Source organism: Acidovorax sp. FG42, from assembly GCF_057809195.1.
In genome coordinates, this window is record NZ_JBMDJM010000024.1 from 35,770 (window position 1) to 55,302 (window position 19,533).

Here is a 19,533-nt window from a genome sequence, read left to right on the forward strand (position 1 = left end):
CGTTGTGTCGTGGGTGGAGATCAATGGGCGGGAAGGGCGGCCTCGTGGGCCAGCACCCGGTTGCGGCCGGTGGCCTTGGCGCGGTACAGCGCCGCGTCGGCATCGGCCAGCAGAGGTTCGATGCCCGTGTGGTGGCGCTCGCTGGCAGCCATGCCGATGGAGATGGTGAACGTGACGGGATGCCCGGACGGCGACACCAGCCCCAGCTGCGCGATGGCGCCCCGGATGCGCTCGGCCACCTGGCGGGCGCTGTCGGCACTGGCGTGGGGCAGGAGCGCGGCAAATTCCTCGCCCCCCAGGCGGCCGAGCAGGTCTGCCTCGCGCAGGGCCTGGCCGATGGCGTCGGCGCAGGCGCGGATGGCGGTGTCCCCCATCTGGTGCCCATGCTGATCGTTGATGCGCTTGAAGTGATCGATGTCGATCATCATCACGGTGCACGGTTGCCCGTGGCGGCGGCAGTGGTCGAACAAGGCCGTGCTGCGCTCCATGAAGGCCCGGCGGTTCAGTAGACCGCTGAGGGCATCGCGTGTGGCCAGCTCGCGCAGCTGGGCCTCCAGGGCCTTGTGGGTGCTGATGTCGAAGCCCCACAGCAGGTGGGCCAGCCGTCCCTCGACATCGATCAGGCGTGCCGACAGCGAGCTCCAGCGCGGAGCATGGGTGCCGATCTGGGCCTCCATGGCATCGACCTGGCCGTACTGGTCGAGGGTCTGCATGAAGCGCTGGCGGGTATCGGGGTCGTGCAGCAGGTCGGGCAGGAACAGGGTCTGGGGTGCGGCCGGGAGGCCTAGCCGCTCGGTCAGCCGGTGGTTGATGAAATGCACGCGGCCGCTCTCCACCTCAGCCAGCAGCACATCGCTGGGGCTGGTATCCAGGATGAAGCCCAGCAGCGCACGGCTTTCTTCGAGCTTGCGTGTGCGGCGGGCCACGCGGTCTTCCAGCTCCCGGTTGGTCTGCGCCAGTTGCCGCGACGCGGCGGCGGCGGCGCGTGCGTCCTGCACCAGCCGCGCAATCAGCAGCGTGGTGCCCACCAGCAGTGCGCTGAGCACCACGCTGAGCACGATGAAGCGCTGGTGCAGCTGCCGACGCGCCTTGTCTGTCTGCTGGGTACTGAACAAGTGCACGGTGGCCACCGCCTGGCGCAGGCGCTCCAGCAAAGCGTCGGACTGGCGGGTGATGTCCTCGGCCACGCGCAGTGCTTGGGGTGGTGCGGTGGTGGAGGTTGTGCGCCGCGCTGCGGTGCTGCCAGATTCGTTGGCCTTGGTGTTTGCGTTCGCGCTGGCCAGTGCCGACCAGCGCTCGACCTGGGTGCGCAAGTTGTCCAGGCCTTGCGCGGTGTCCGGCAGCGCATCGCGCAGCTGGGTGCTCACATGCGGCCCGCGGCCTGTGGTGTCCAGCGTGCTGTAGAGCACGTCCAGCCGGTCGATCAGGTCTTGCGCGCTGGCCTCCCGGGCCCGCAGCTGGCGTGCCAGCAGGCTCACCCGCGCCAGCTCGTTGTGCACGCTGGCGATGTACCAGAGGTCGTTTTGCTGGTGGGGCTGCGCAAGGTCTTGGGCCTGGCGCAGCGTCCACCACAGGGCCACCGACGTGCCCAGGGCCATGGCCACCACCAGGGCGAGGAGGCGGTAGGCCGTGCGGGGGCTGCCGGTGGTGGGCGCCTGCGGCTTAGCGGACGGAGACTGCATGGACCTGCCAGATGGTGCGGTTGACGTAGTCCTGCCCTTGCTGCAGGGCAGGATGGGCATCGAATGGGTAGATCAGGATCAGCGGCCCCTTGTCGCGGATGCCCATGCGCTGGCCGTCACGCCGGTAGGCCAGTACGGGGTTGTAGCGGAGCAGGTCGCTCCAGGGGATCTCGACGGCATAGTCGTTCAGGGCCGTCAGCACGATGCGGCTGCGATCGCCACCGCCAAGCTGCTCGACCAGGTGGCGCAGTGGCACACCAGTCCAGCGGTGTTCGCCCGCCAGGCCCAGCGCCGGTGGCAAGGCGGTGGTGATGTCGCGCGCTGGCAGCCGCTCCAGGGCCTGCAGGTCGCAGGCCTGTGCCGGGCCGTCGCCCGCAGGCTGCAGTCGCAGCACGCTGCGGCCCTGGGGGGCGGGGCACACCGGAGCGGGGTGGGCCCACAGCGGCAGGCACAGGCTCAAGGGGCCCAGCAGGGCCACTAGGGCAGTGCCTGTGCGGGCCCGCAGGGCCGCCAGAAATCGGAACAACATCGTCGCCACTTTCACATCCCACCAGCGCGCCAGGGCCCGGAATGGCTCCAGGTACGGCGGCTGGCACGGCTTGACTATGCCCGTGAAAGCAGGAAAACCGATCGCCGTCCAACGGAAAATTGCCGCGAGATGGGTGGTTTTGACAATTGTTGACGGTATTTGCCGGTGGGTTGGCGGCCATCGTGCCGCTGTCGGGGCTACAGGTTGGTGGCGGCCACCACTTCACTCATGTCGGTCAGGCCCTGCAATACCTTTTCGATGCCGTCCTGGCGCAGGGTGAGCATGCCGGCGGTGAGGGCGGAGTGCCGGATGTCCGAGGCCGGGGCCCGGTGGCGGATGTGCTGGCGAATGGTTTCGTCACTCATCATCAGCTCGTGGATGCCCAGACGGCCGTGGTAGCCGTGGCCTTCGCATTTGGCGCAGCCTACGGGGCGCCACATCCGCAGCTCGCCCTGGGCACCGCCGTACTGCTGGCGCCAGCGCCCGATCTGTGCCTGGCGCGCTTCGGCGGTGTTGTGGGTGCCACTGTCCAGGTACTGCGACGCCAGGCCCGTCAGCATCTCGTCGTCGGCCACGCGCGGCTCGCGACAAGAGGTGCACAGGCGGCGCACCAGGCGCTGCGCTAGGATGGCCAGCAATGAGTCCGAAAAGTTGAACGGGTCCAGGCCAATTTCGAGCAGGCGCGCAATGCTTTCGGGCGCGGAGTTGGTGTGCAGGGTGGACAGCACCAGGTGCCCAGTGAGCGAGGCCTCGATGGCGATGCGCGCCGTCTCTTCATCGCGCATCTCGCCGATCATGATCACGTCCGGGTCGGCGCGTAAAAAGGTGCGCATGGCGGCGGCAAAGGTCCAGCCGATGCGCGGGTTCACCTGCACCTGGCGCAGGCCCTCCTGGGTGATCTCGATGGGGTCTTCGGCCGTCCAGATCTTGCGGCCTGCGGTGTTGATGTCGCGCACCACCGAGTGCAGCGTGGTCGTCTTGCCGCAGCCCGTGGGGCCACACACCAGCACCAGACCATAGCTTTTTTGCACTACCGCGCGCAGCGCCAGCAGGTTGGGCTGGCTCAGGCCGATGTTCTCCAGCGGCAGCGGCTTGGCACCCGCCAGCAGGCGCAGCACCACGTCCTCCAGCCCGCGCGAGGTGGGCACGGTGACCACGCGCAGCTCCACCGGCGGGCCACCAAAACGCGCAAAGTCGATCTTGCCGTCCTGCGGTTTGCGGTGCTCCGAGATGTCCATGCTGGCCATGATCTTGATGCGCGCCACCATCGCGAAGCGATAGCGCGCGGGCAGCTCCAGGTAAGGCACCAGGTCGCCGTCGATGCGCAGGCGCACGCGCACGTTGTGCGGGGCGGGTTCGGTCTCGATGTGGATGTCTGACGCCCGGTGGCTGATGGCCTCGTCGATCACCGAGTTGATGAGTCGCACCAGGGTGTTGTCCGACTCGCTGATCACGTCGGCCTGCTCGGTATCGGCGTCCGGCGACGCGGTGGCCAGGTTGGTCAGCAGCTCCTGCGAGGTGGCGCGTGCGCCGGCTGCCGCGCCGCCTGCGTCGGCAGGGCGGGTGCGGTAGGCCTTGTGGATGGCAGGCATCAGCGTGCCGGGCGATGCCCGCAGCGGAATCAGACGCCGTTGGGTCAGAAAGCGGATCTCGTCGATCAGCACCCGGTCCCAGGGGTCGGCCATCAGCAGCACCAGCGCGTCATCGCGCGCGATCAGGGGCAGCACGGACTCTCGCTCGGCCACGGCGCGGGGGATGAGGGCCAGCGCCGACGCCTCGGGCGTGATGTCGCCGGGGTGCACGGTGTATTCGCCCAGCCAGGTGGCGATCACGCTGCGCAACTGGTCCTGGGTGAGGGCCCCCCGGTCCACCAGGATCTGGCCGATGGGCCGCTGCACGCCGTTGCCGCGCTCCTCCTGCTGCGCCTGCAGGCCCTCTGCCAGGTCCGGTGTGGACAGCAGCCCCGCGTGGACCAGCGCCTCGCCCAGGTGCCGCGCCTTGCCCACCGTGGGGTGGGGGGTGGAGATCTGACGCCACAGCGCCTCAGCGCTTTGGGGGCGGAAACTGTGGGCGGGAGGCGGGGCGGAGGTGCTGGCGTCGGTCATCGGGGCAAAGGGGCTGGAGCGAGGCTCAGAGGGTCAGTGCGTAATCCACCGTGATGGGTGCGTGGTCCGAGAACTTTTCGCCCTTGTAAATATGTTCAGCGCGCGCCAGCGCCGCGATCGCAGGGGTGGCCAGGTGGTAGTCCAGCCGCCAACCCACGTTGTTGGCATAGGCCTGCCCGCGGTTGCTCCACCAGGTGTAGGCGGTGTCGGTGGCGGTAGGTTGTAACTGACGGTAAACGTCTATGATGCCGCCGCCTTCATCAGTTGTGTGCAACAACTTTGTCATCCAGGCGCGTTCTTCGGGCAAAAAACCACTGTTCTTCTGGTTGCTGCGCCAGTTTTTGAGGTCGATTTGCTGGTGCGCAATGTTGATGTCGCCGCACAGGATGAAGTCGCGCTCGGCCTTCAGGCGCATGAGGTGGGGGTGGAATTCGGCCAGAAAGCGGAATTTGGCCTGCTGGCGCTCTTCGCCCGACGAGCCGCTCGGAAAGTAGGCACTGATGATCGACAGCTTGCGCTCGGGCGTGTCAAAACGCAGCTCGACATATCGGCCTTCTGCATCGAACTCGGTAGACCCATAGCCAACGACTACATCCGACGGCTCGTGCCGCGTGTAGATGCCCACGCCCGAATAGCCCTTTTTCTGGGCAAAGTGAAAGTGCCCCTGCAGGTCCGCGAGGCGCTCGAACCGGTTGGCCATGTCGGCCGCCTGGGCCTTCACTTCCTGCACGCAAATACAATCCGGCCGCGTGGCTGCCATCCAGCTTTCCACGCCTTTGCTGGTGGCCGAGCGGATGCCATTGAGATTGAGGCTGGTTAACTTGAACAAGGATTTCCCCATGGTGGATGTTGGCGTGCAAACCCCCGAACAGGGCCAGCTGGCGCAGGATTTCGTGCGTTTTGCGGTGGAGTCGGGCGTGCTGCGGTTTGGCGAATTCAAGACCAAAGCCGGGCGCCTGAGCCCCTATTTTTTCAACGCAGGACTGTTTGACGATGGCCGCAAGATTGGCCGCCTCGCGGAATTCTATGCAAAAGCCCTGCTGGCCAGCGGCATCGAATTCGACATGGTGTTTGGCCCCGCCTACAAGGGCATTCCGCTGGCCGCCACGGTGGCCGTGGAGCTGGCGCGCCTGGGGCGCAACGTGCCCTTTGCCTACAACCGCAAGGAGGCCAAGGACCACGGCGAAGGCGGCACCCTGGTGGGCGCGCCCCTCAAGGGCCGGGTGCTCATCGTGGACGATGTGATGTCGGCCGGCACCGCCGCCCGGGAGTCCATCGCCATCATCAAGGCGGCAGGCGCCACGCCCCATGCAGTGGCCATTGCGCTGGACCGCCAGGAAAAAGCCACCGAGAATGGCCAGGACGTAGACCACAGCGCGGTGCAGTACGTGCGCAACCAGCTGGGCATGCAGGTGTGTGCCATTGCACGGCTGGCAGACTTATTGCTCTTCCTGGAGCAAAACGGGGAAGAGGGGATGCGTTCCCATCACGAAAAGGTGCTGGCCTACCGCCAGCGATACGGCGTCAACGAGGGGTAGACGGATTGAGCAAATCGGCGTGGATCGTGGGCGGGGTTCTGTTGGCCACCCTGGGCGCTGATTTGGCGTGGGCGCAAGCCCCCAGTCCGTCGGGTGGCATCTACACCTGCGTGGACCGCAATGGCCGGCGCCTGACGGCCGACCGTCCGATTGCTGAATGCCTGGACCGCGAGCAGCGCGAACTCGGGCCCTCGGGCATTGTGCGGCGGCAAATTGGCCCTTCTCTGACCGAGCAGGAGCGCGCCGCGCAAGAGGCCCAGCGCCGCAAGGAGGCCGAAGCCCGTGCCCGCGAGCTGGAGGAGCGCCGCCGCGAACGCGCGCTGACCGCCCGTTACCCGGACAAGGCAGCACACGATGTGGAGCGCGCTGCGGCCATCCAACTGGTGGACGATGTGACCGCCACCGCCGAAAAGCGCCTGGTCGAGCTGACACAGCAGCGCAAGGCCTTTGACGTCGAGATGGAGTTCTACAAGAAGGACCCCAGCAAGGCGCCGATGTCGCTGCGCCGCAAGATTGCCGAGAACGAAGAGAGCATTGCCGAGCAGCAGCGGTTCATTGCCGGGCAAGACCAGGAAAAGCGCCGCGTGCACCAGCGGTTTGACGTGGAGCTGGCCCAGTTGCGCAAGCTGTGGGAGGCGCAGCGCATGCCCCTGCCGGGCGCAACGCCCGCCAGCGATGCCGCTGCACCCGCCGCCACGCGATAGGGCCATGCGCTGAGAGCGCTCCCTTCACCTACGCTACGCCAGAAGATCCAAACAACAAAGGGCCGCGAGGCCCTTTGTTGTTGGTGTTGCAGCCGATCGGCGTGCCTCAGCCTGCCAGCTTGGCGCGCAGCAGCTCGTTGACCTGCGTCGGGTTGGCCTTGCCCTTGCTGGCTTTCATGATCTGGCCGACCAGTGCGTTGAACGCCTTGTCCTTGCCCGCACGGAACTGCGCCACGTTGTCGGGGTTGGCGGCAATCACCTCGTCGATGATCTTCTCCAGCGCGCCGGAGTCGTTCATCTGCTTGAGGCCCTTGGATTCGATGACGGCGTCCACGTCGTTCGACTCCCCGGTCCACAGCGCATCAAACACCTGCTTGGCGGCGTTGTTGGAGATTGTGCCGTCGGCAATGCGGCCGATCAACGTGGCCAGCTGCGCTGCAGTCACAGGAGCTTGCTCGATACCGGTCTCCGCCATATTCAGGCGGCGCGACACCTCTCCCATGATCCAGTTACTGGCCAGCTTGGGCTGGCTGCAGGCTTTGGCGGCCGCTTCAAAGTACGCCGCCATCGCCTTGCTCTGCGTGAGCGTGGTGGCGTCGTACTCGGGCAGGCCATAGTCCGCCACAAAGCGTGCCGCCATGGTGCGGGGCAATTCGGCCATCTGCGCACGTTCTTCCTGCACCCACTGCTCTGAAATGTGGAGCGGAGGCAGGTCGGGGTCGGGGAAGTAGCGGTAGTCCGCAGCATCTTCCTTGGTGCGCATTGCACGCGTTTCGCCCGTGTCGGGGTCGAACAGCACGGTGGCCTGCTGGATCGCGTGGCCGTCTTCGATCTGCTCGATCTGCCAGCGGATCTCGTAGTCGATGGCCTGCTGCATGAACTTGAACGAGTTCAGGTTCTTGATCTCGCGGCGCGTGCCCAGTGGCTGGCCGGGCTTGCGCACCGACACGTTGGCGTCGCAGCGGAAGCTGCCTTCCTGCATGTTGCCGTCGCAGATGCCGATCCAGGTCACGATCTTGTGCAGTTCCTTGGCATAGGCCACGGCCTCTTCGCTACTGCGGATGTCGGGCTCGGTCACGATCTCCAGCAGGGGCGTGCCGGCACGGTTCAGGTCGATGCCCGACTGGCCGATGAAGTCTTCGTGCAGCGACTTGCCCGCGTCTTCTTCGAGATGGGCGCGCACCAGGCGCACGGTCTTCTTTTCGTCACCCAGGAAGAACGACACCTCGCCGCCCTGCACCACTGGAATCTCGAACTGGCTGATCTGGTAGCCCTTGGGCAGGTCGGGGTAGAAGTAATTTTTGCGCGCAAAAATACTCACGGGCGCAATGTGGGAGCCAAGGGCCAGTCCCAATTTGATAGCACAGGCCACGGCCTCGCGGTTCATCACGGGCAGGGTGCCGGGCAGGGCCAGGTCCACGGCGCAGGCCTGGGTGTTGGGCTCGGCGCCAAACGCGGTGGCGGCGCGGCTGAATATCTTGCTCTGGGTGGCGAGCTGGGTGTGGGTTTCGAAGCCGATGACGACTTCGTAGCCATGGATCAATTTGGCGGTCATGTCAGAAGCCCTCCGGACGGCGGAGGTGGAAGTCGGTGGCTTGCTGCAGGCGGTGCGCAGCGTTCAGAAGGCGGGCTTCCTGGAAGTAGTTGCCCAGCAGCTGCAGGCCCACAGGCATGCCGCCTTCGCCAAAACCAGCGGGCACGCTCATGCCGGGCAGGCCAGCCAGCGAGCCGGGCAGCGTGAAGATGTCGGCCAGGTAGTCGGCCAGCGGGTCGTTGCCGTGGTCGCCCAGCTTCCAGGCCACGGTGGGGGCCACCGGGCCGGCGATGATGTCGCACTCCTTGAACGCGTTCTGGAAGTCGTCGGCGATCATGCGGCGAATCTTCTGCGCCTGCAGGTAGTAGGCGTCGTAGTAGCCGTGGCTCAGCACATAGGCGCCGATCATGATGCGGCGCTTGACCTCGTCGCCAAAACCTTCGGCGCGGGTCTTCTTGTACATGTCCACCAGGTCGGTGTAGTCCTTGGCGCGGTGGCCGAACTTCACGCCGTCAAAGCGGGAGAGGTTGGACGACGCCTCGGCCGGGGCAATGATGTAGTACACCGGGATGGACAGCTGCGTGCGCGGCAGGCTGATGGGCACGAGCTTGGCGCCGAGCTTTTCGTATTCCTTGAGGGCGCCATCCACGGCGGCACGCACATCGGGCGCGAGACCTTCGCCAAAGAACTCGGCGGGGATGCCGATGCGCAGGCCGTCGATGCTGTCGTTGAGCTTGGCGCTGAAGTTTTCGGCAGGCACATCGAGCGACGTGGAGTCGCGGTCCGGGTCCGGGCCGCACATGGCGGACAGCAGCAGCGCGCAGTCTTCGGCCGAGCGGGCCATGGGCCCCGCCTGGTCGAGGCTGGAGGCGAAAGCAATCATGCCGTAGCGGCTGGCGCGGCCATAGGTGGGCTTGATGCCGGTAATGCCGCAGAACGATGCGGGCTGGCGGATGGAGCCGCCCGTGTCGGTGCCAGTGACGGCGGGCGCCAGGCGCGCGGCCACAGCCACGGCGCTGCCGCCGGACGAGCCGCCCGGAATGCGGTCGGTGGCCCAGGGGTTGCGCACCGGGGCGGGGGCATCAAAGCCCACGGGGGCGACGGCGGAGTTTTCGTTGGCCGAGCCCATGGCGAACTCGTCGCAGTTGAGCTTGCCCAGCGTCACGGCGCCCGCGTCGGCCAGCTTGGTGACCACGGTGGCGTCGAAGGGCGACTGGTAGCCCGCGAGCATCTTGGAGCCGGCGGTGCTGGGGAAGCCCTTGGTGACGAAGATGTCCTTGTGCGCAATCGGCACGCCCGCCAGGGGGCCTGCGGTGCCAGCTGCAATGGCAGCGTCCTGGGCGCGGGCCTGGGCCAGGGTGATCTCGGGGTTAACGGCCACGTAGGCGCCCAGGTTCTGGTGGGCCTGTGCGCGGTCGAGGAAATGCTGGGCGGCCTCGACGGCCGAAACGCGGCGTTCGCGCAGTTCGGTGGCCAGCTGGGCCACGCCCAGATCATGCAATGCGGTGGAAGTCATGCGGCGGGGTTCTTACTCGATCACTTTGGGCACGAGGAACAGGCCTCGTTCGACGGCGGGGGCGCTTTGCTGGTTGGCTTCGCGCTGGTTGGGCTCGCTGGCCACGTCCTCGCGCAGTCGCAGTTGCACGTCCTGAATGGCGGCCACGGGGTGGGCCAGGGGCGTGACGCCCGAGGTATCCACAGCCCGCATCTGTTCCACGATGTCAAAGAAGCCGTTGAGCTGGGTGAGTATGCGCTCACTTTCGGAAGGTGTCAGCTCAAGCCGCGCCAAGTTGGCAATGCGGCCGATGTCCTGGGGGGTCAGTGCCATAGGGAGGAAAATCTAAAGAAACCAGACGTAAAGCTGTGATCCGGCCCGCGCCGGAGGGAGTTATTCACAGGGGATGGGGTATTATCCCGGCTTTGCCGCAAAGCTCCCGGAATGGGAGTCAATTGCGTGAAAAAAGCCAATAAACACCCCCTGAAATACCTGGCGATGGCAGGCCGACGCGCATGCCGTGCCCGAGAGGACTTTTGAATGTTCGGAGCTTTCCGTCGGTACTTCTCCACCGACCTGGCCATTGACCTTGGCACAGCTAACACCCTCATCTTCGCCCGCGACAAAGGCATCGTCCTCGACGAACCCTCCGTAGTCGCCATCCGCCACGAAGGCGGACCCCACGGCAAAAAAGTCATCCAGGCTGTAGGCCACGAGGCCAAAGCCATGCTGGGCAAGGTGCCCGGCAACATCGAAGCCATCCGCCCGATGAAGGACGGCGTGATTGCTGACTTCGTGATCACCGAGCAGATGATCAAGCAGTTCATCAAGATGGTCCACCCGCGCACGCTGTTCACCCCCAGCCCGCGCATCATCATCTGCGTGCCTTGTGGCTCCACCCAGGTCGAGCGCCGCGCCATCAAGGACGCAGCCGAGGCCGCAGGCGCCACGGCGGTCTACCTGATCGAAGAACCCATGGCGGCCGGTATTGGCGCAGGCCTGCCGGTTTCGGAAGCCTCCGGCTCCATGGTGGTGGACATCGGCGGTGGCACGACCGAGGTCGGCGTGATCTCGCTCGGCGGCATGGTCTACAAGGGCAGCGTCCGCGTGGGTGGTGACAAGTTCGACGAAGCCATCATCAGCTACATCCGCCGCAACTACGGCATGCTGATCGGCGAGCCCACGGCCGAAGCCATCAAGAAGAACATCGGCTCGGCCTTCCCCGGCTCCGAAGTGCGCGAGATGGAAGTCAAGGGCCGCAACCTGTCCGAAGGCGTGCCACGCAGCTTCACCATCTCCAGCAATGAAGTGCTGGAAGCCCTGACCGACCCCCTGAACCAGATCGTCTCGGCCGTGAAGAACGCGCTGGAACAAACCCCCCCCGAGCTGGGCGCCGACATTGCCGACCGCGGCATGATGCTGACTGGCGGCGGCGCGCTGCTGCGCGACCTGGACCGCCTGCTGGCCGAAGAAACCGGCCTGCCCGTGCTGGTGGCCGAAGACCCGCTGACCTGCGTGGTGCGCGGCTGCGGCATCGCCCTGGAGCGCATGGACCGCCTGGGCAGCATTTTCACGAGCGAGTAAGTCGGCAGGCCTGTATGCTGCAGGCACTTTTTTGCGCTCCGAATTGCATGACTGCCCCTGCTCCAATGCTTGTTTCTGAGCACCCGCCCGTGGAGCCAGCTCCCCGCGGCAGACACTGACCGCTGCGCACCATGCCCCTGGGTACTCTGGAGCGCAGCGCTCCCCCTTTCTTCAAACAGGGCCCTTCGGCCCTGTCGCGTTTGGCCGTGTTCAGTGCGCTGGCGCTGTTCCTCATGGTGGCTGACGCACGCTTCCAGATCACCGGTCCCTTCCGCCAGGCCGTGGCCACCGTGCTGTACCCGGTGCAGTGGCTCATGCTGCAGCCGGTGGAATTTGCGAGCCACGGGCGCAGTTATTTTCAGTCGCTGCAAACCGCACAAGAAGACCTGGACGCCGCCCGCAAGAAGATGACCGTGATGGGCCAGCGTGCCAACCAGGCCGACCAGCTGGCCATGGAAAACCAGCGGCTGCGCAAACTGCTGGAACTGCGCGACCGGCTGCAGACACCCGCTCAGGCGGCCGAGGTGATCTACGACACCGCCGACCCCTACACGCGCCGTGTGGTGCTGGACCGGGGGCAACTGGGCGGCGTGGAGCTGGGCGCTCCCGTGATGGACGAAGCGGGCGTGCTGGGCCAGGTGACCCGCGTGTTCCCGCTGGTCAGCGAAGTCACGCTGCTGGTGGACCGCGACCAGGCGATCCCGGTGTTGAACATCCGCACCGGCGTGCGCGGCGTGGCCTATGGGGACCCGGTGGCGGGCCATGGTGGTGGCATGGAGCTGCGCTTCATGCCCGCCAACGCCGACATCCGCGAAGACGACCTGCTGACCACGAGCGGCGTGGACGGCTTGTACGCCCCCGGCCTGCCCGTGGCACGCGTGGTGAAGGTGGAGCGCCGGGCCGACTCTGCCTTTGCGCGCATCTACTGCGCGCCGCTGGCCCAGGTGCAGGGCGCGCGCCACGTGGTGGTGCTCAAGCCGCTGGGCGACAACGAATTGCCCCGCCCGGATGCGGCCCCGGCCGCGCCTGCGACCAAACGCGGAGGCCGCAAATGAGCCACTGCTTCACCCTGATGACCCCGATACAAGGAGGCCCGCGATGATCATGCCGCGGGGTGAGCCCCTGTTGATGCCGGTGAACCCGGTGTTCATCTGGGCCAGTCTGGCTGCGGGCCTGGCCATCAACATGCTGCCGCTGGGCCGCGTGGTGTGGATGCCCGATCTGCTGATGGTGCTGCTGGTGTTCTGGGGCGTGCACCAGCCGCTGCGCATTGGCATGGGGGCAGCGTTTGTGCTGGGCCTGTGCATGGACGTGAGCCAGTCTGCGCTGCTGGGTCAGCACGCGCTGTCCTACACCGTGCTGTCGTTCGGCGCCATCGCCATCCACCGCCGTTTGCTGTGGTTCAGCGTGCCGTCGCAGGCGCTGCAGGTGTTTCCGTTGTTTGCGATTGCCCATGCCATCGAGCTGATGCTGCGCATGGCGGCCGGCGGAATTTTCCCGGGGTTCTGGAGCTTTCTGGCCCCGTTCCTGGAGGCGCTGCTGTGGCCCCTGGCCAGCTGGGTGCTGCTGGCGCCCCAGCGCCGCCCGCCTGACAGCGACCAGAACCGGCCTTTGTGACATGACGCACCGTGTGAGCTGCTTCGCGTCGTTGTGCTGGGCTGCGCCTGTGGCGCGGTCTTTTGCGTCCGTGTGGCGCCCGGGAGGTGGCGCATGACCGAGGTGCGCAGCAGCGAAGCCGACGCCTCGCGGTTCCGGGTCCGCGCCGTGGTGGTGGGCCTGGTGGTGATGGCAGCGTTCTGCCTGGTGGCGGCGCGCCTGGTGTACCTGCAGGTGGTGCGCCATGAGGACCTGGCTGCCCAGGCCGAAAGCAACCGCACGGCCGTGGTGCCCATCGTGCCCAACCGGGGGCTCATCCTGGACCGCAACGGTGTGGTGCTGGCCACCAACTACTCGGCTTACACACTGGAGATCACGCCCTCGCGCGCGGGGGTGCTGGACGAGACCATCGACGCCCTGTCCAAGGTGGTGGACATCCAGGCGCGCGACCGCCGCCGGTTCAAGCGGCTCATGGAAGAGTCGCGCAACTTTGAATCCCTGCCCATCCGCACCCGCCTGACCGACCAGGAGGTGGCGCGCTTCACCGCCCAGCGCTACCGCTTTCCTGGCGTGGACATCAAGGCGCGGCTGTTCCGCAACTACCCGCTGGGCGATGTAGCGAGCCATGCCATTGGTTACATCGGCCGCATCAACCAGACCGAGAAGGCGCGCATCCAGGACTCGGAAGACGAGGCCAACTACCGGGGCACGGAGTACATCGGCAAACTGGGCATCGAGCACAGCTTCGAGTCGGCCCTGCATGGCGCCACGGGCGTGGAGCAGATGGAAACCTCGGCGGGTGGGCGTGCCGTGCGCAAGCTCTCCAGCCACGCAGCCACCCCGGGCGACAGCGTGATGCTGTCCATCGACATCAAGCTGCAAAAACTCATCGAAGACCTGTATGGCACCCGCCGGGGCGCGCTGGTGGCCATCGACCCGCGCAATGGCGAGATCCTGGCGCTGGTGAGCAAGCCCACCTTCGACCCCAACCTGTTCGTCGAAGGCATCGATGCCGAAAACTGGGCCGCGCTCAACGAGTCCATCGACAAGCCGCTGCTCAACCGCGCCCTGCGCGGCACCTACCCGCCCGGCTCCACCTACAAGCCCTTCATGGCCCTGGCGGCGCTGCAGCTGAACAAGCGCTCGCCCAGCTTGGTGGTGAATGACCCCGGCTTCTACACCTTTGGCGGCCACACCTTCCGCAGCCACGAGGGCGGCCTGGGCGGCGTGGACATGCACCGCGCCATCCAGTTCTCCAGCAACACCTACTTTTATTCGCTGGCCGTGGACATGGGCGTGGATGCCATCCACGACTTCATGAAGCCGCTGGGTTTCGGCCAGTCCACGGGCATCGACCTCAATGGCGAAGTGCGGGGCACGCTGCCCAGCACCGAGTGGAAGCGCAACACCTACAAGCGGGCCGACATGAAGCGCTGGTTCCCGGGCGAAACCGTGTCGTTGGGCATTGGCCAGGGCTACAACAACTTCACCATGCTGCAGCTGGCGCTGGCCGAGGCCACGCTGGCCAACGGCGGCATCCGCTACCGCCCGCACATGGCCAAGGCGGTGAAGAACTCGGTCACTGGCGCGATCACCGAAATCGTGCAGCCCCCCGGCGTCAACCTGGGCTACCTGCCCAAGAACGTGGAACTGGTGCGCAACGCCCTCGTGGCCGTGAACAAGGGCGGCACGGGCACGCGGGTGTTCATGGGCGCGCCCTACACCTCGGCGGGCAAGACGGGCACCGCCCAGGCCGTGAGCCTGGGCCAGAACGTGAAGTACAACGCCAAGGCGCTGGAAGAGCACCAGCGCGACCACTCGCTGTTCGCCGCGTTCGCACCGGCCGAAAACCCCACCATCGCCCTGGCGGCCATTGTGGAGAACGCCGGCTTTGGCGCTGCCCATGCGGCCCCGATTGCGCGACGCGTGTTTGACTACTGGCTGATGGGCGAATACCCCAGCGAAGAAGACATTGCCGCCGTACAAAAGGGCCAGGCCAGTGCGCCCATCGGCAAGCCCCGCAAGGCCAGCGAGGTGCCGCTGCTGGCGCCCTGATCAGACGCTAGGTTGCTCTAAAAATCATAGCTGTTGGCGCCATATCGACTAGCGCTACCGGCCGCTTTTGCTTGCAGAGGGTGCCTAAGCACCGGCGGTGCGCGGTGACGGCTGGATTTGGCTGAACACCAGCGCCGCCACAATCAGCGCCGCACCGCTCAGCCCGGCCCAGCCCAGCTGTTCGCCCAGCAACACCCACGCCGTGAGCGCGGCAAACACCGGCTCCAGCCCGAACACGATAGCGCTGCGCATGGCGTCCACGCGCTGCTGGCCCCAGGCCTGCAGCGTCACCACCACCACACTGGCCAGCAGGCCCAGGTACAGCAAGGCCAGCAGGGCGTCCACCGGCAGGTGGGCCGAAGCGCGCAGCCAGTCCATGTTGCCGCTTTGCACCAGCAGCAGCGCGGTGGAGGCCAGGGCCATCACCGTGGCCTGGGCGGCGGCCATGCGGGTGGCGCGCAAGGGCTGTGCGGCCGTGCGGCGCGCGCATTCTTCCAGCGCCAGGATGTACAGCGCATAGAACACGGTGCTGGCCAGCGTCAGCGTATCGCCAAGGTTCCAGGGCTCGTTCTCATGGAACATCAGCGCCATGCCCGCCAGCGCCATCACACACGCGGCCCAGAGCCGCCAGCCATAGCGCCGGCCCAGAAACGCCATGGCGATCAGCGGCACCACCAGCACGTTCAGGCCGGTCACAAACGCATTGCGGTTGCTGCTGGTGCGCGCGAGGCCCTCGATCTGCAGCCAGAACGCCAGGAACAGCAGCAGGCCCAAAGCACAGCCCCAGCGCCGCTCGTGGCGCAGCATGCCGCGCCACAGCGGTGCCAGCACCACCAGCGCGATCACGAAGCGCAGCCAGATGATCTGCAGCGCGTCCAGGTGCGCCGAGAGCAGTTTCATGGCGGGGAAGGTGGTGCCCCACACCACGGTCACGGCCAGCAGGGCCATCAGGCCCCAGCGTTCAGTACGCATCGACAAATTCCTCAATACCAAAAAGAAAAAAGGGCCGCCGGTTGCCCGGGCGGCCTTTGCAGTGCGGCGCGGATTCTGGTCAGTGGCTGACCTGGCCCAGGAACGCGCGGATGCGGTCGTTGGCCGGGTTGCTGAAGAACTCCTGCGGCGGCGCATCGTGTGCGATGCGGCCCTGGTCGAAGAACATCACCCGGTCGGCCACCTCACGCGCAAAGCCCATTTCGTGGGTCACCACGATCATGGTCATGCCGCCACGGGCCAGGCTGCGCATCACGTCCAGCACTTCCTTGACCATCTCTGGGTCCAGCGCCGAGGTGGGCTCGTCAAACAGCATCACCTTGGGTTGCATGGCCAGCGCCCGGGCAATGGCCACCCGCTGCTGCTGCCCGCCCGACAGTTGCCACGGGTACTTGTGCGCGTGGTCCTGCATGCCCACGCGGCGCAGCAGCTGCATGGCTTCGTCGTTGGCCTGAGGGCGTGGTGTTTTGCGAATGCGGCGCGGCGCCAGCGTCACGTTGTCCAGCACGCTCATGTGGCCGAACAGGTTGAACTGCTGGAACACCATGCCCACCTCGCAGCGCTGGCGCTGCAGAGTGGCGTGGTCGTCGCTCACCTCCACGCCGTCAATGGTGATGCGCCCGCTGTCGTGGGGCTCCAGCCGGTTGATGGCGCGCAGCAGCGTGCTCTTGCCCGAGCCGGAGGCACCAATGATCACCGTGACCTCGCCGGTGTGGAACACGGTGGACACGTCCTTGAGCACCTGGTGTGCGCCAAACGACTTGCACACCCGCTCGGCCACGATGTAGGGCTTGGGCTGGTTCGTCGTCGCGGTCATCGGTTGCGCCCTTCCACGTCGAAGCGGTATTCGACGGCGTTGGAGATCTGCGTGACCAGCGTGGTCAGCAGCAGGTAGGTGATGGCCACCGTGGTCAGCGTGGCGATGGGCTGGAAGGTGGCCGACTGGATGCGGTTGCCCACGTTGGTCAGCTCCACCACGCCGATGGCGTAGGCCAGCGACGAGTCCTTGAGCAGCGCCACGAAGTTGCTCACCAGCGGCGGCAGCGAAATCTTGAACGCCTGCGGGAACACCACATCCATGAACACATGCATGCGGCCCAGGCCCAGCGCACGGGCGGCCTCGGTCTGTCCACGTGGCACGGCCAGCAGGCCTGCGCGCAGGGCCTCGGCGTTGTATGCGCCCACGTTCAGCCCCAGGGCCACGACGGCGGCGGCAAAGTCGGGCAAGTTGAGCCCTGGCACCAGCACCGGCAGGGCAAAGTACACAAACAGGATCTGCACTAGGAGCGGTGTGCCGCGAATCGCCCAGATGTACACGCCAGCCACCCAGCGCACGGGCGTCCAGCGGGCCGTCCGGGCCAGCGCCGCTGCGGTGCCCAGCACCAGGCCCACAGCACCACTGACCAGCGTGAGCCACAGCGTGGTGCGCGCACCTTCAGAAAACGCCTGGGCGTTGGGGCCGATGGGGTCGGGAAAGAACGACAGCAATTGGCCCAGCAGCGAGAGGGCCAGCACCATCACGACCAGTGCAGCGACCAGCGTGGCATTGCTGCGCTGCTGTCGGGACCAGCCTTGTGGCCAAAGAGCGAGAAGCATGGATTAGACGACCATACGGTCTTGGTTGGAAATCGGACTGGGGCAGGGCGATCATGCACCCGTCACCAGAAACGGCAAAGGGTGCGCAGCAGGCCTGGGCCCTCTGCGCACCCCGTGACGCGTTTTTACATCAGTTGCAGCGCACGTCTTCGTTGAAGTACTTCTTGGAGACGGCGGCGTAGCTGCCATCGGCCAGCACTTCGGTGAACGCCTTGTTCCAGGCATCGGCCAGGCCGGTGTTGCCCTTGGCCATGGCGGGGGCGATGCGCTCGATGAACAGCATGTCGCCCAGCTTGAAGCCGGCCTTGGCGTTCTTGGCGGCGGCTTCCTTGGCCACGAACTTGTCGCTGACCCAGGCGTCCACGCGCTTGGAGATCAGGGCGCGCTGGGCGTCGGTGTCTTGCGGGAAGTTCTTCACTTCCTTCACGCCGCTGACCTTCTTGACCTGCTCCAGGTAGCTGGTGCCGGTCTGCACGGCCACGACCTTGCCGGTCAGGTCCTTGGCGTTGCGGATTTTGTCGTCCATGGCCACGATGATGCCGCCCGAGCAGTAGTGGGGGTTGGCAAAGGTCACGGCCTTGGAGCGCTCGTCGGTCACGCCGTGCGAGGCGATCACGGCGTCCCAGCGGTTCTGGCCCAGGCCAGTCAACAGGGCGTCAAAGCCCAGGGTCTTCCATTCGAGCTTGAGGCCCATCTTCTTGACCACCAGCTCCGCCACTTCCACCTCAAAACCCGTCAGCTTGGTGCCTTCGAAGTAATTGAAGGGGGCGAACTGGCCCTCGGTGGCCACGATGATCTTGCCGTCTTTCTTGATTTCGTCCAGCGTGCGGGCCTGGACGGCGAGGGCAGCGCACAGCGCCACGGCGGTGACAACGGCAGACTTGAAAAATTGCATGACAGGTTCCTGTGGGGGGTGGTTCAGGTACAAAAAATCCGGCCTGCGGGTAGGCAGGCCGGAGCGGGTGGATGCGGACATCGCCGTTGGCGATGGGCCTCGTCATCAAACGGAAACGTGCGGAAATTATAGGACGCGCGTTCACATTCGGGCCATGCAGGGCAACCCCGATGACCTCGAGGCGCCCTGGTGGTAGGCCGTGCAGCGCGTTGCAAGTTGGATGCCACCCTGGCAGGCGACACCTGGTGGGTGAAAAGCAGGCCTACCGCAGGAAGGCGTCGTACCCCGTCTTCAGGATCAGCGTGCTCACCACCACGATGAAGATGCCCCGCACAAAGCCGGTGCCATGCTTGAGCGCCATGTGCGTGCCCAGCAGGCTGCCCAGCACGTTGGCCACGGCCAGCGTCACCGCAAAGTGCCACCACGCATGGCCCTTGGCGGCAAACAGCGCAATGGCGGCAATGTTGGTGGCGCAGTTGAGCAGCTTGGCCGAGGCCGATGCATTGAGAAAGTCGTAGCCCAGCAGCCGCACGAACAAGAAGACGAAGAAGCTGCCGGTGCCCGGGCCAAAGAACCCGTCGTAAAAGCCGATGAGCACGCCAATCAGGCACGCGGCAATCACCTCGGCCCGGCCCGCAAACCGGGGGGTGTGGTGCCGCCCCAGCTCCTTCTTGGCCAGGGTGTAGAGCAGCACGCCCAGCAGCACCAGGGGCAGCAGCTTGCGCAGGAAGTCGGCCGACACCACGGTGACGGCCCAGGCGCCCACGAACGAGCCGGCGAAACCGGCGGCTGCGGCCGGCAGCATGGCCGACCAGCGAATCTGCACCTTGCGGCTGTATTGCCAGGTGGCCATGGCGGTGCCCCAGACCGAGGCCGCCTTGTTGGTGCCCAGCAGCGTGGCCGGGGGCGCGCCCGGAAAAGCCGCAAACAGCGCCGGTACCATCACCAGTCCACCGCCTCCCACGATCGCATCCACAAAGCCCGCGAGCAGCGAGGCCAGGGTCATCAAAATCCATTCCATCGCAGGATTGTCGCACCGGGCCTGCTATCGATTCAGGACCGCTCAGGATCTAGGGATGGCCTGCATAACCCCCTGCGGTCGGTGATAGCGCGGCGTCGCGCGGTCCGCTGCGTTGCTTTTCTTGCCAATAGCCGGGCTATTGGCTGTGAAAAGGCGCCTTGCTGCCCATCCCGATCCGCACTACCACTGACTCGCGAGGGTTATGCAGG

General features: G+C 66.1%; 18 protein-coding genes. 6 read left to right on the forward strand and 12 right to left on the reverse strand.

Translation table 11 applies throughout. From position 1 onward, the window contains the following. Positions 1–20 precede the first annotated feature (20 nt). The 4 genes from ACODSM_RS20755 to ACODSM_RS20770 form a co-directional block, all read right to left on the reverse strand. Entirely contained in the window at positions 21–1,682 is a 1,662-nt protein-coding gene (locus ACODSM_RS20755) for a GGDEF domain-containing protein (protein ID WP_488806749.1), read from the reverse strand. After that, the gene (locus tag ACODSM_RS20760) at positions 1,663–2,211 is read right to left on the reverse strand and encodes a putative pterin-binding protein (RefSeq protein WP_488806750.1); all 549 of its coding nucleotides are present in this window, start codon (positions 2,209–2,211) and stop codon (positions 1,663–1,665) included. Before ACODSM_RS20760 ends, ACODSM_RS20755 begins: the two co-directional genes overlap by 20 nt. Before the next feature lie 197 nt (positions 2,212–2,408). Continuing rightward, positions 2,409–4,316 carry a GspE/PulE family protein gene (locus ACODSM_RS20765; RefSeq protein ID WP_015012139.1) on the reverse strand — a complete coding sequence of 636 codons (1,908 nt, stop codon included), beginning with the start codon at positions 4,314–4,316 and terminating at the stop codon, positions 2,409–2,411. A gap of 25 nt (positions 4,317–4,341) precedes the next feature. Next, on the reverse strand, positions 4,342–5,145 hold the full coding sequence (locus tag ACODSM_RS20770) for an exodeoxyribonuclease III (protein WP_110960909.1): 804 nt from the start codon (positions 5,143–5,145) through the stop codon (positions 4,342–4,344). Positions 5,146–5,155: 10 nt separating this feature from the next. Here ACODSM_RS20770 and pyrE point away from each other — a divergent pair, with 10 nt between their 5' ends. Together pyrE and ACODSM_RS20780 are read left to right on the forward strand one after the other, a co-directional pair. After that, positions 5,156–5,854: an orotate phosphoribosyltransferase gene (gene pyrE, locus ACODSM_RS20775; RefSeq protein WP_060986588.1), complete on the forward strand. Its 699-nt coding sequence runs from the start codon at positions 5,156–5,158 to the stop codon at positions 5,852–5,854. A 5-nt stretch (positions 5,855–5,859) separates the two neighbouring features. Then, a complete protein-coding gene (locus ACODSM_RS20780; protein WP_209816519.1) occupies positions 5,860–6,558 on the forward strand; it encodes a DUF4124 domain-containing protein in 699 nt (232 codons plus the stop codon). A 106-nt stretch (positions 6,559–6,664) separates the two neighbouring features. Here ACODSM_RS20780 and gatB read toward each other — a convergent pair whose 3' ends face one another. Genes gatB through gatC form a run of 3 tightly spaced genes read right to left on the reverse strand, consistent with a single transcriptional unit; the run spans position 6,665 to position 9,920 of the window. After that, positions 6,665–8,113: an Asp-tRNA(Asn)/Glu-tRNA(Gln) amidotransferase subunit GatB gene (gene gatB, locus ACODSM_RS20785; protein ID WP_488806751.1), complete on the reverse strand. Its 1,449-nt coding sequence runs from the start codon at positions 8,111–8,113 to the stop codon at positions 6,665–6,667. A gap of 1 nt (position 8,114) precedes the next feature. After that, a complete protein-coding gene (gene gatA, locus ACODSM_RS20790) occupies positions 8,115–9,608 on the reverse strand; it encodes an Asp-tRNA(Asn)/Glu-tRNA(Gln) amidotransferase subunit GatA (RefSeq protein ID WP_209816517.1) in 1,494 nt (497 codons plus the stop codon). 12 nt (positions 9,609–9,620) lie between these two features. Then, complete coding sequence (gene gatC, locus ACODSM_RS20795) at positions 9,621–9,920, reverse strand: Asp-tRNA(Asn)/Glu-tRNA(Gln) amidotransferase subunit GatC (protein WP_488806752.1); 300 nt, start codon at positions 9,918–9,920, stop codon at positions 9,621–9,623. Between the two features lie 207 nt (positions 9,921–10,127). Between gatC and ACODSM_RS20800 the strand changes: the two genes are divergently transcribed. The 4 genes from ACODSM_RS20800 (at position 10,128) to mrdA (ending at position 14,822) form a co-directional block, all read left to right on the forward strand. After that, positions 10,128–11,171 carry a rod shape-determining protein gene (locus ACODSM_RS20800; protein ID WP_008907364.1) on the forward strand — a complete coding sequence of 348 codons (1,044 nt, stop codon included), beginning with the start codon at positions 10,128–10,130 and terminating at the stop codon, positions 11,169–11,171. A 131-nt stretch (positions 11,172–11,302) separates the two neighbouring features. After that, positions 11,303–12,226, forward strand: a complete 924-nt coding sequence (gene mreC, locus ACODSM_RS20805) for a rod shape-determining protein MreC (RefSeq protein WP_060986583.1) — start codon at positions 11,303–11,305, stop codon at positions 12,224–12,226. A 43-nt stretch (positions 12,227–12,269) separates the two neighbouring features. Next, entirely contained in the window at positions 12,270–12,788 is a 519-nt protein-coding gene (mreD, locus tag ACODSM_RS20810; protein WP_015012147.1) for a rod shape-determining protein MreD, read from the forward strand. Positions 12,789–12,881: 93 nt separating this feature from the next. Beyond that, positions 12,882–14,822 (forward strand): penicillin-binding protein 2, encoded by a 1,941-nt coding sequence (mrdA, locus tag ACODSM_RS20815; protein ID WP_015012148.1) that lies wholly within the window; start codon positions 12,882–12,884, stop codon positions 14,820–14,822. A gap of 84 nt (positions 14,823–14,906) precedes the next feature. Here the strand turns inward: mrdA and ACODSM_RS20820 are convergent, their stop codons facing one another. From ACODSM_RS20820 to ACODSM_RS20840, 5 genes are all read right to left on the reverse strand, one after another. After that, the gene (locus ACODSM_RS20820; protein WP_488806753.1) at positions 14,907–15,794 is read right to left on the reverse strand and encodes a DMT family transporter; all 888 of its coding nucleotides are present in this window, start codon (positions 15,792–15,794) and stop codon (positions 14,907–14,909) included. 79 nt (positions 15,795–15,873) lie between these two features. Continuing rightward, positions 15,874–16,629, reverse strand: a complete 756-nt coding sequence (locus tag ACODSM_RS20825) for an amino acid ABC transporter ATP-binding protein (RefSeq protein ID WP_015012150.1) — start codon at positions 16,627–16,629, stop codon at positions 15,874–15,876. After that, complete coding sequence (locus tag ACODSM_RS20830) at positions 16,626–17,408, reverse strand: amino acid ABC transporter permease (protein ID WP_488806754.1); 783 nt, start codon at positions 17,406–17,408, stop codon at positions 16,626–16,628. Before ACODSM_RS20830 ends, ACODSM_RS20825 begins: the two co-directional genes overlap by 4 nt. A gap of 130 nt (positions 17,409–17,538) precedes the next feature. Then, complete coding sequence (locus ACODSM_RS20835; RefSeq protein WP_015012152.1) at positions 17,539–18,303, reverse strand: ABC transporter substrate-binding protein; 765 nt, start codon at positions 18,301–18,303, stop codon at positions 17,539–17,541. Between the two features lie 262 nt (positions 18,304–18,565). Further along, positions 18,566–19,324 (reverse strand): sulfite exporter TauE/SafE family protein, encoded by a 759-nt coding sequence (locus ACODSM_RS20840; protein ID WP_488806755.1) that lies wholly within the window; start codon positions 19,322–19,324, stop codon positions 18,566–18,568. Between the last annotated feature and the right edge of the window lie 209 nt (positions 19,325–19,533).

What these genes read in the sequence shown, in the direction of transcription:
- ACODSM_RS20755 (WP_488806749.1), bottom strand. Translation starts at nt 1,682, where the DNA reads ATGCAGTCTCCGTCCGCTAAGCCGCAGGCGCCCACCACCGGCAGCCCC.
- ACODSM_RS20760 (WP_488806750.1), bottom strand. Translation starts at nt 2,211, where the DNA reads ATGTTGTTCCGATTTCTGGCGGCCCTGCGGGCCCGCACAGGCACTGCC.
- ACODSM_RS20765 (WP_015012139.1), bottom strand. Translation starts at nt 4,316, where the DNA reads ATGACCGACGCCAGCACCTCCGCCCCGCCTCCCGCCCACAGTTTCCGC.
- pyrE (WP_060986588.1), top strand. Translation starts at nt 5,156, where the DNA reads ATGGTGGATGTTGGCGTGCAAACCCCCGAACAGGGCCAGCTGGCGCAG.
- gatB (WP_488806751.1), bottom strand. Translation starts at nt 8,113, where the DNA reads ATGACCGCCAAATTGATCCATGGCTACGAAGTCGTCATCGGCTTCGAA.
- gatA (WP_209816517.1), bottom strand. Translation starts at nt 9,608, where the DNA reads ATGACTTCCACCGCATTGCATGATCTGGGCGTGGCCCAGCTGGCCACC.
- gatC (WP_488806752.1), bottom strand. Translation starts at nt 9,920, where the DNA reads ATGGCACTGACCCCCCAGGACATCGGCCGCATTGCCAACTTGGCGCGG.
- ACODSM_RS20800 (WP_008907364.1), top strand. Translation starts at nt 10,128, where the DNA reads ATGTTCGGAGCTTTCCGTCGGTACTTCTCCACCGACCTGGCCATTGAC.
- mreC (WP_060986583.1), top strand. Translation starts at nt 11,303, where the DNA reads ATGCCCCTGGGTACTCTGGAGCGCAGCGCTCCCCCTTTCTTCAAACAG.
- mreD (WP_015012147.1), top strand. Translation starts at nt 12,270, where the DNA reads ATGATCATGCCGCGGGGTGAGCCCCTGTTGATGCCGGTGAACCCGGTG.
- mrdA (WP_015012148.1), top strand. Translation starts at nt 12,882, where the DNA reads ATGACCGAGGTGCGCAGCAGCGAAGCCGACGCCTCGCGGTTCCGGGTC.
- ACODSM_RS20820 (WP_488806753.1), bottom strand. Translation starts at nt 15,794, where the DNA reads ATGCGTACTGAACGCTGGGGCCTGATGGCCCTGCTGGCCGTGACCGTG.
- ACODSM_RS20825 (WP_015012150.1), bottom strand. Translation starts at nt 16,629, where the DNA reads ATGACCGCGACGACGAACCAGCCCAAGCCCTACATCGTGGCCGAGCGG.
- ACODSM_RS20830 (WP_488806754.1), bottom strand. Translation starts at nt 17,408, where the DNA reads ATGCTTCTCGCTCTTTGGCCACAAGGCTGGTCCCGACAGCAGCGCAGC.
- ACODSM_RS20835 (WP_015012152.1), bottom strand. Translation starts at nt 18,303, where the DNA reads ATGCAATTTTTCAAGTCTGCCGTTGTCACCGCCGTGGCGCTGTGCGCT.
- ACODSM_RS20840 (WP_488806755.1), bottom strand. Translation starts at nt 19,324, where the DNA reads ATGGAATGGATTTTGATGACCCTGGCCTCGCTGCTCGCGGGCTTTGTG.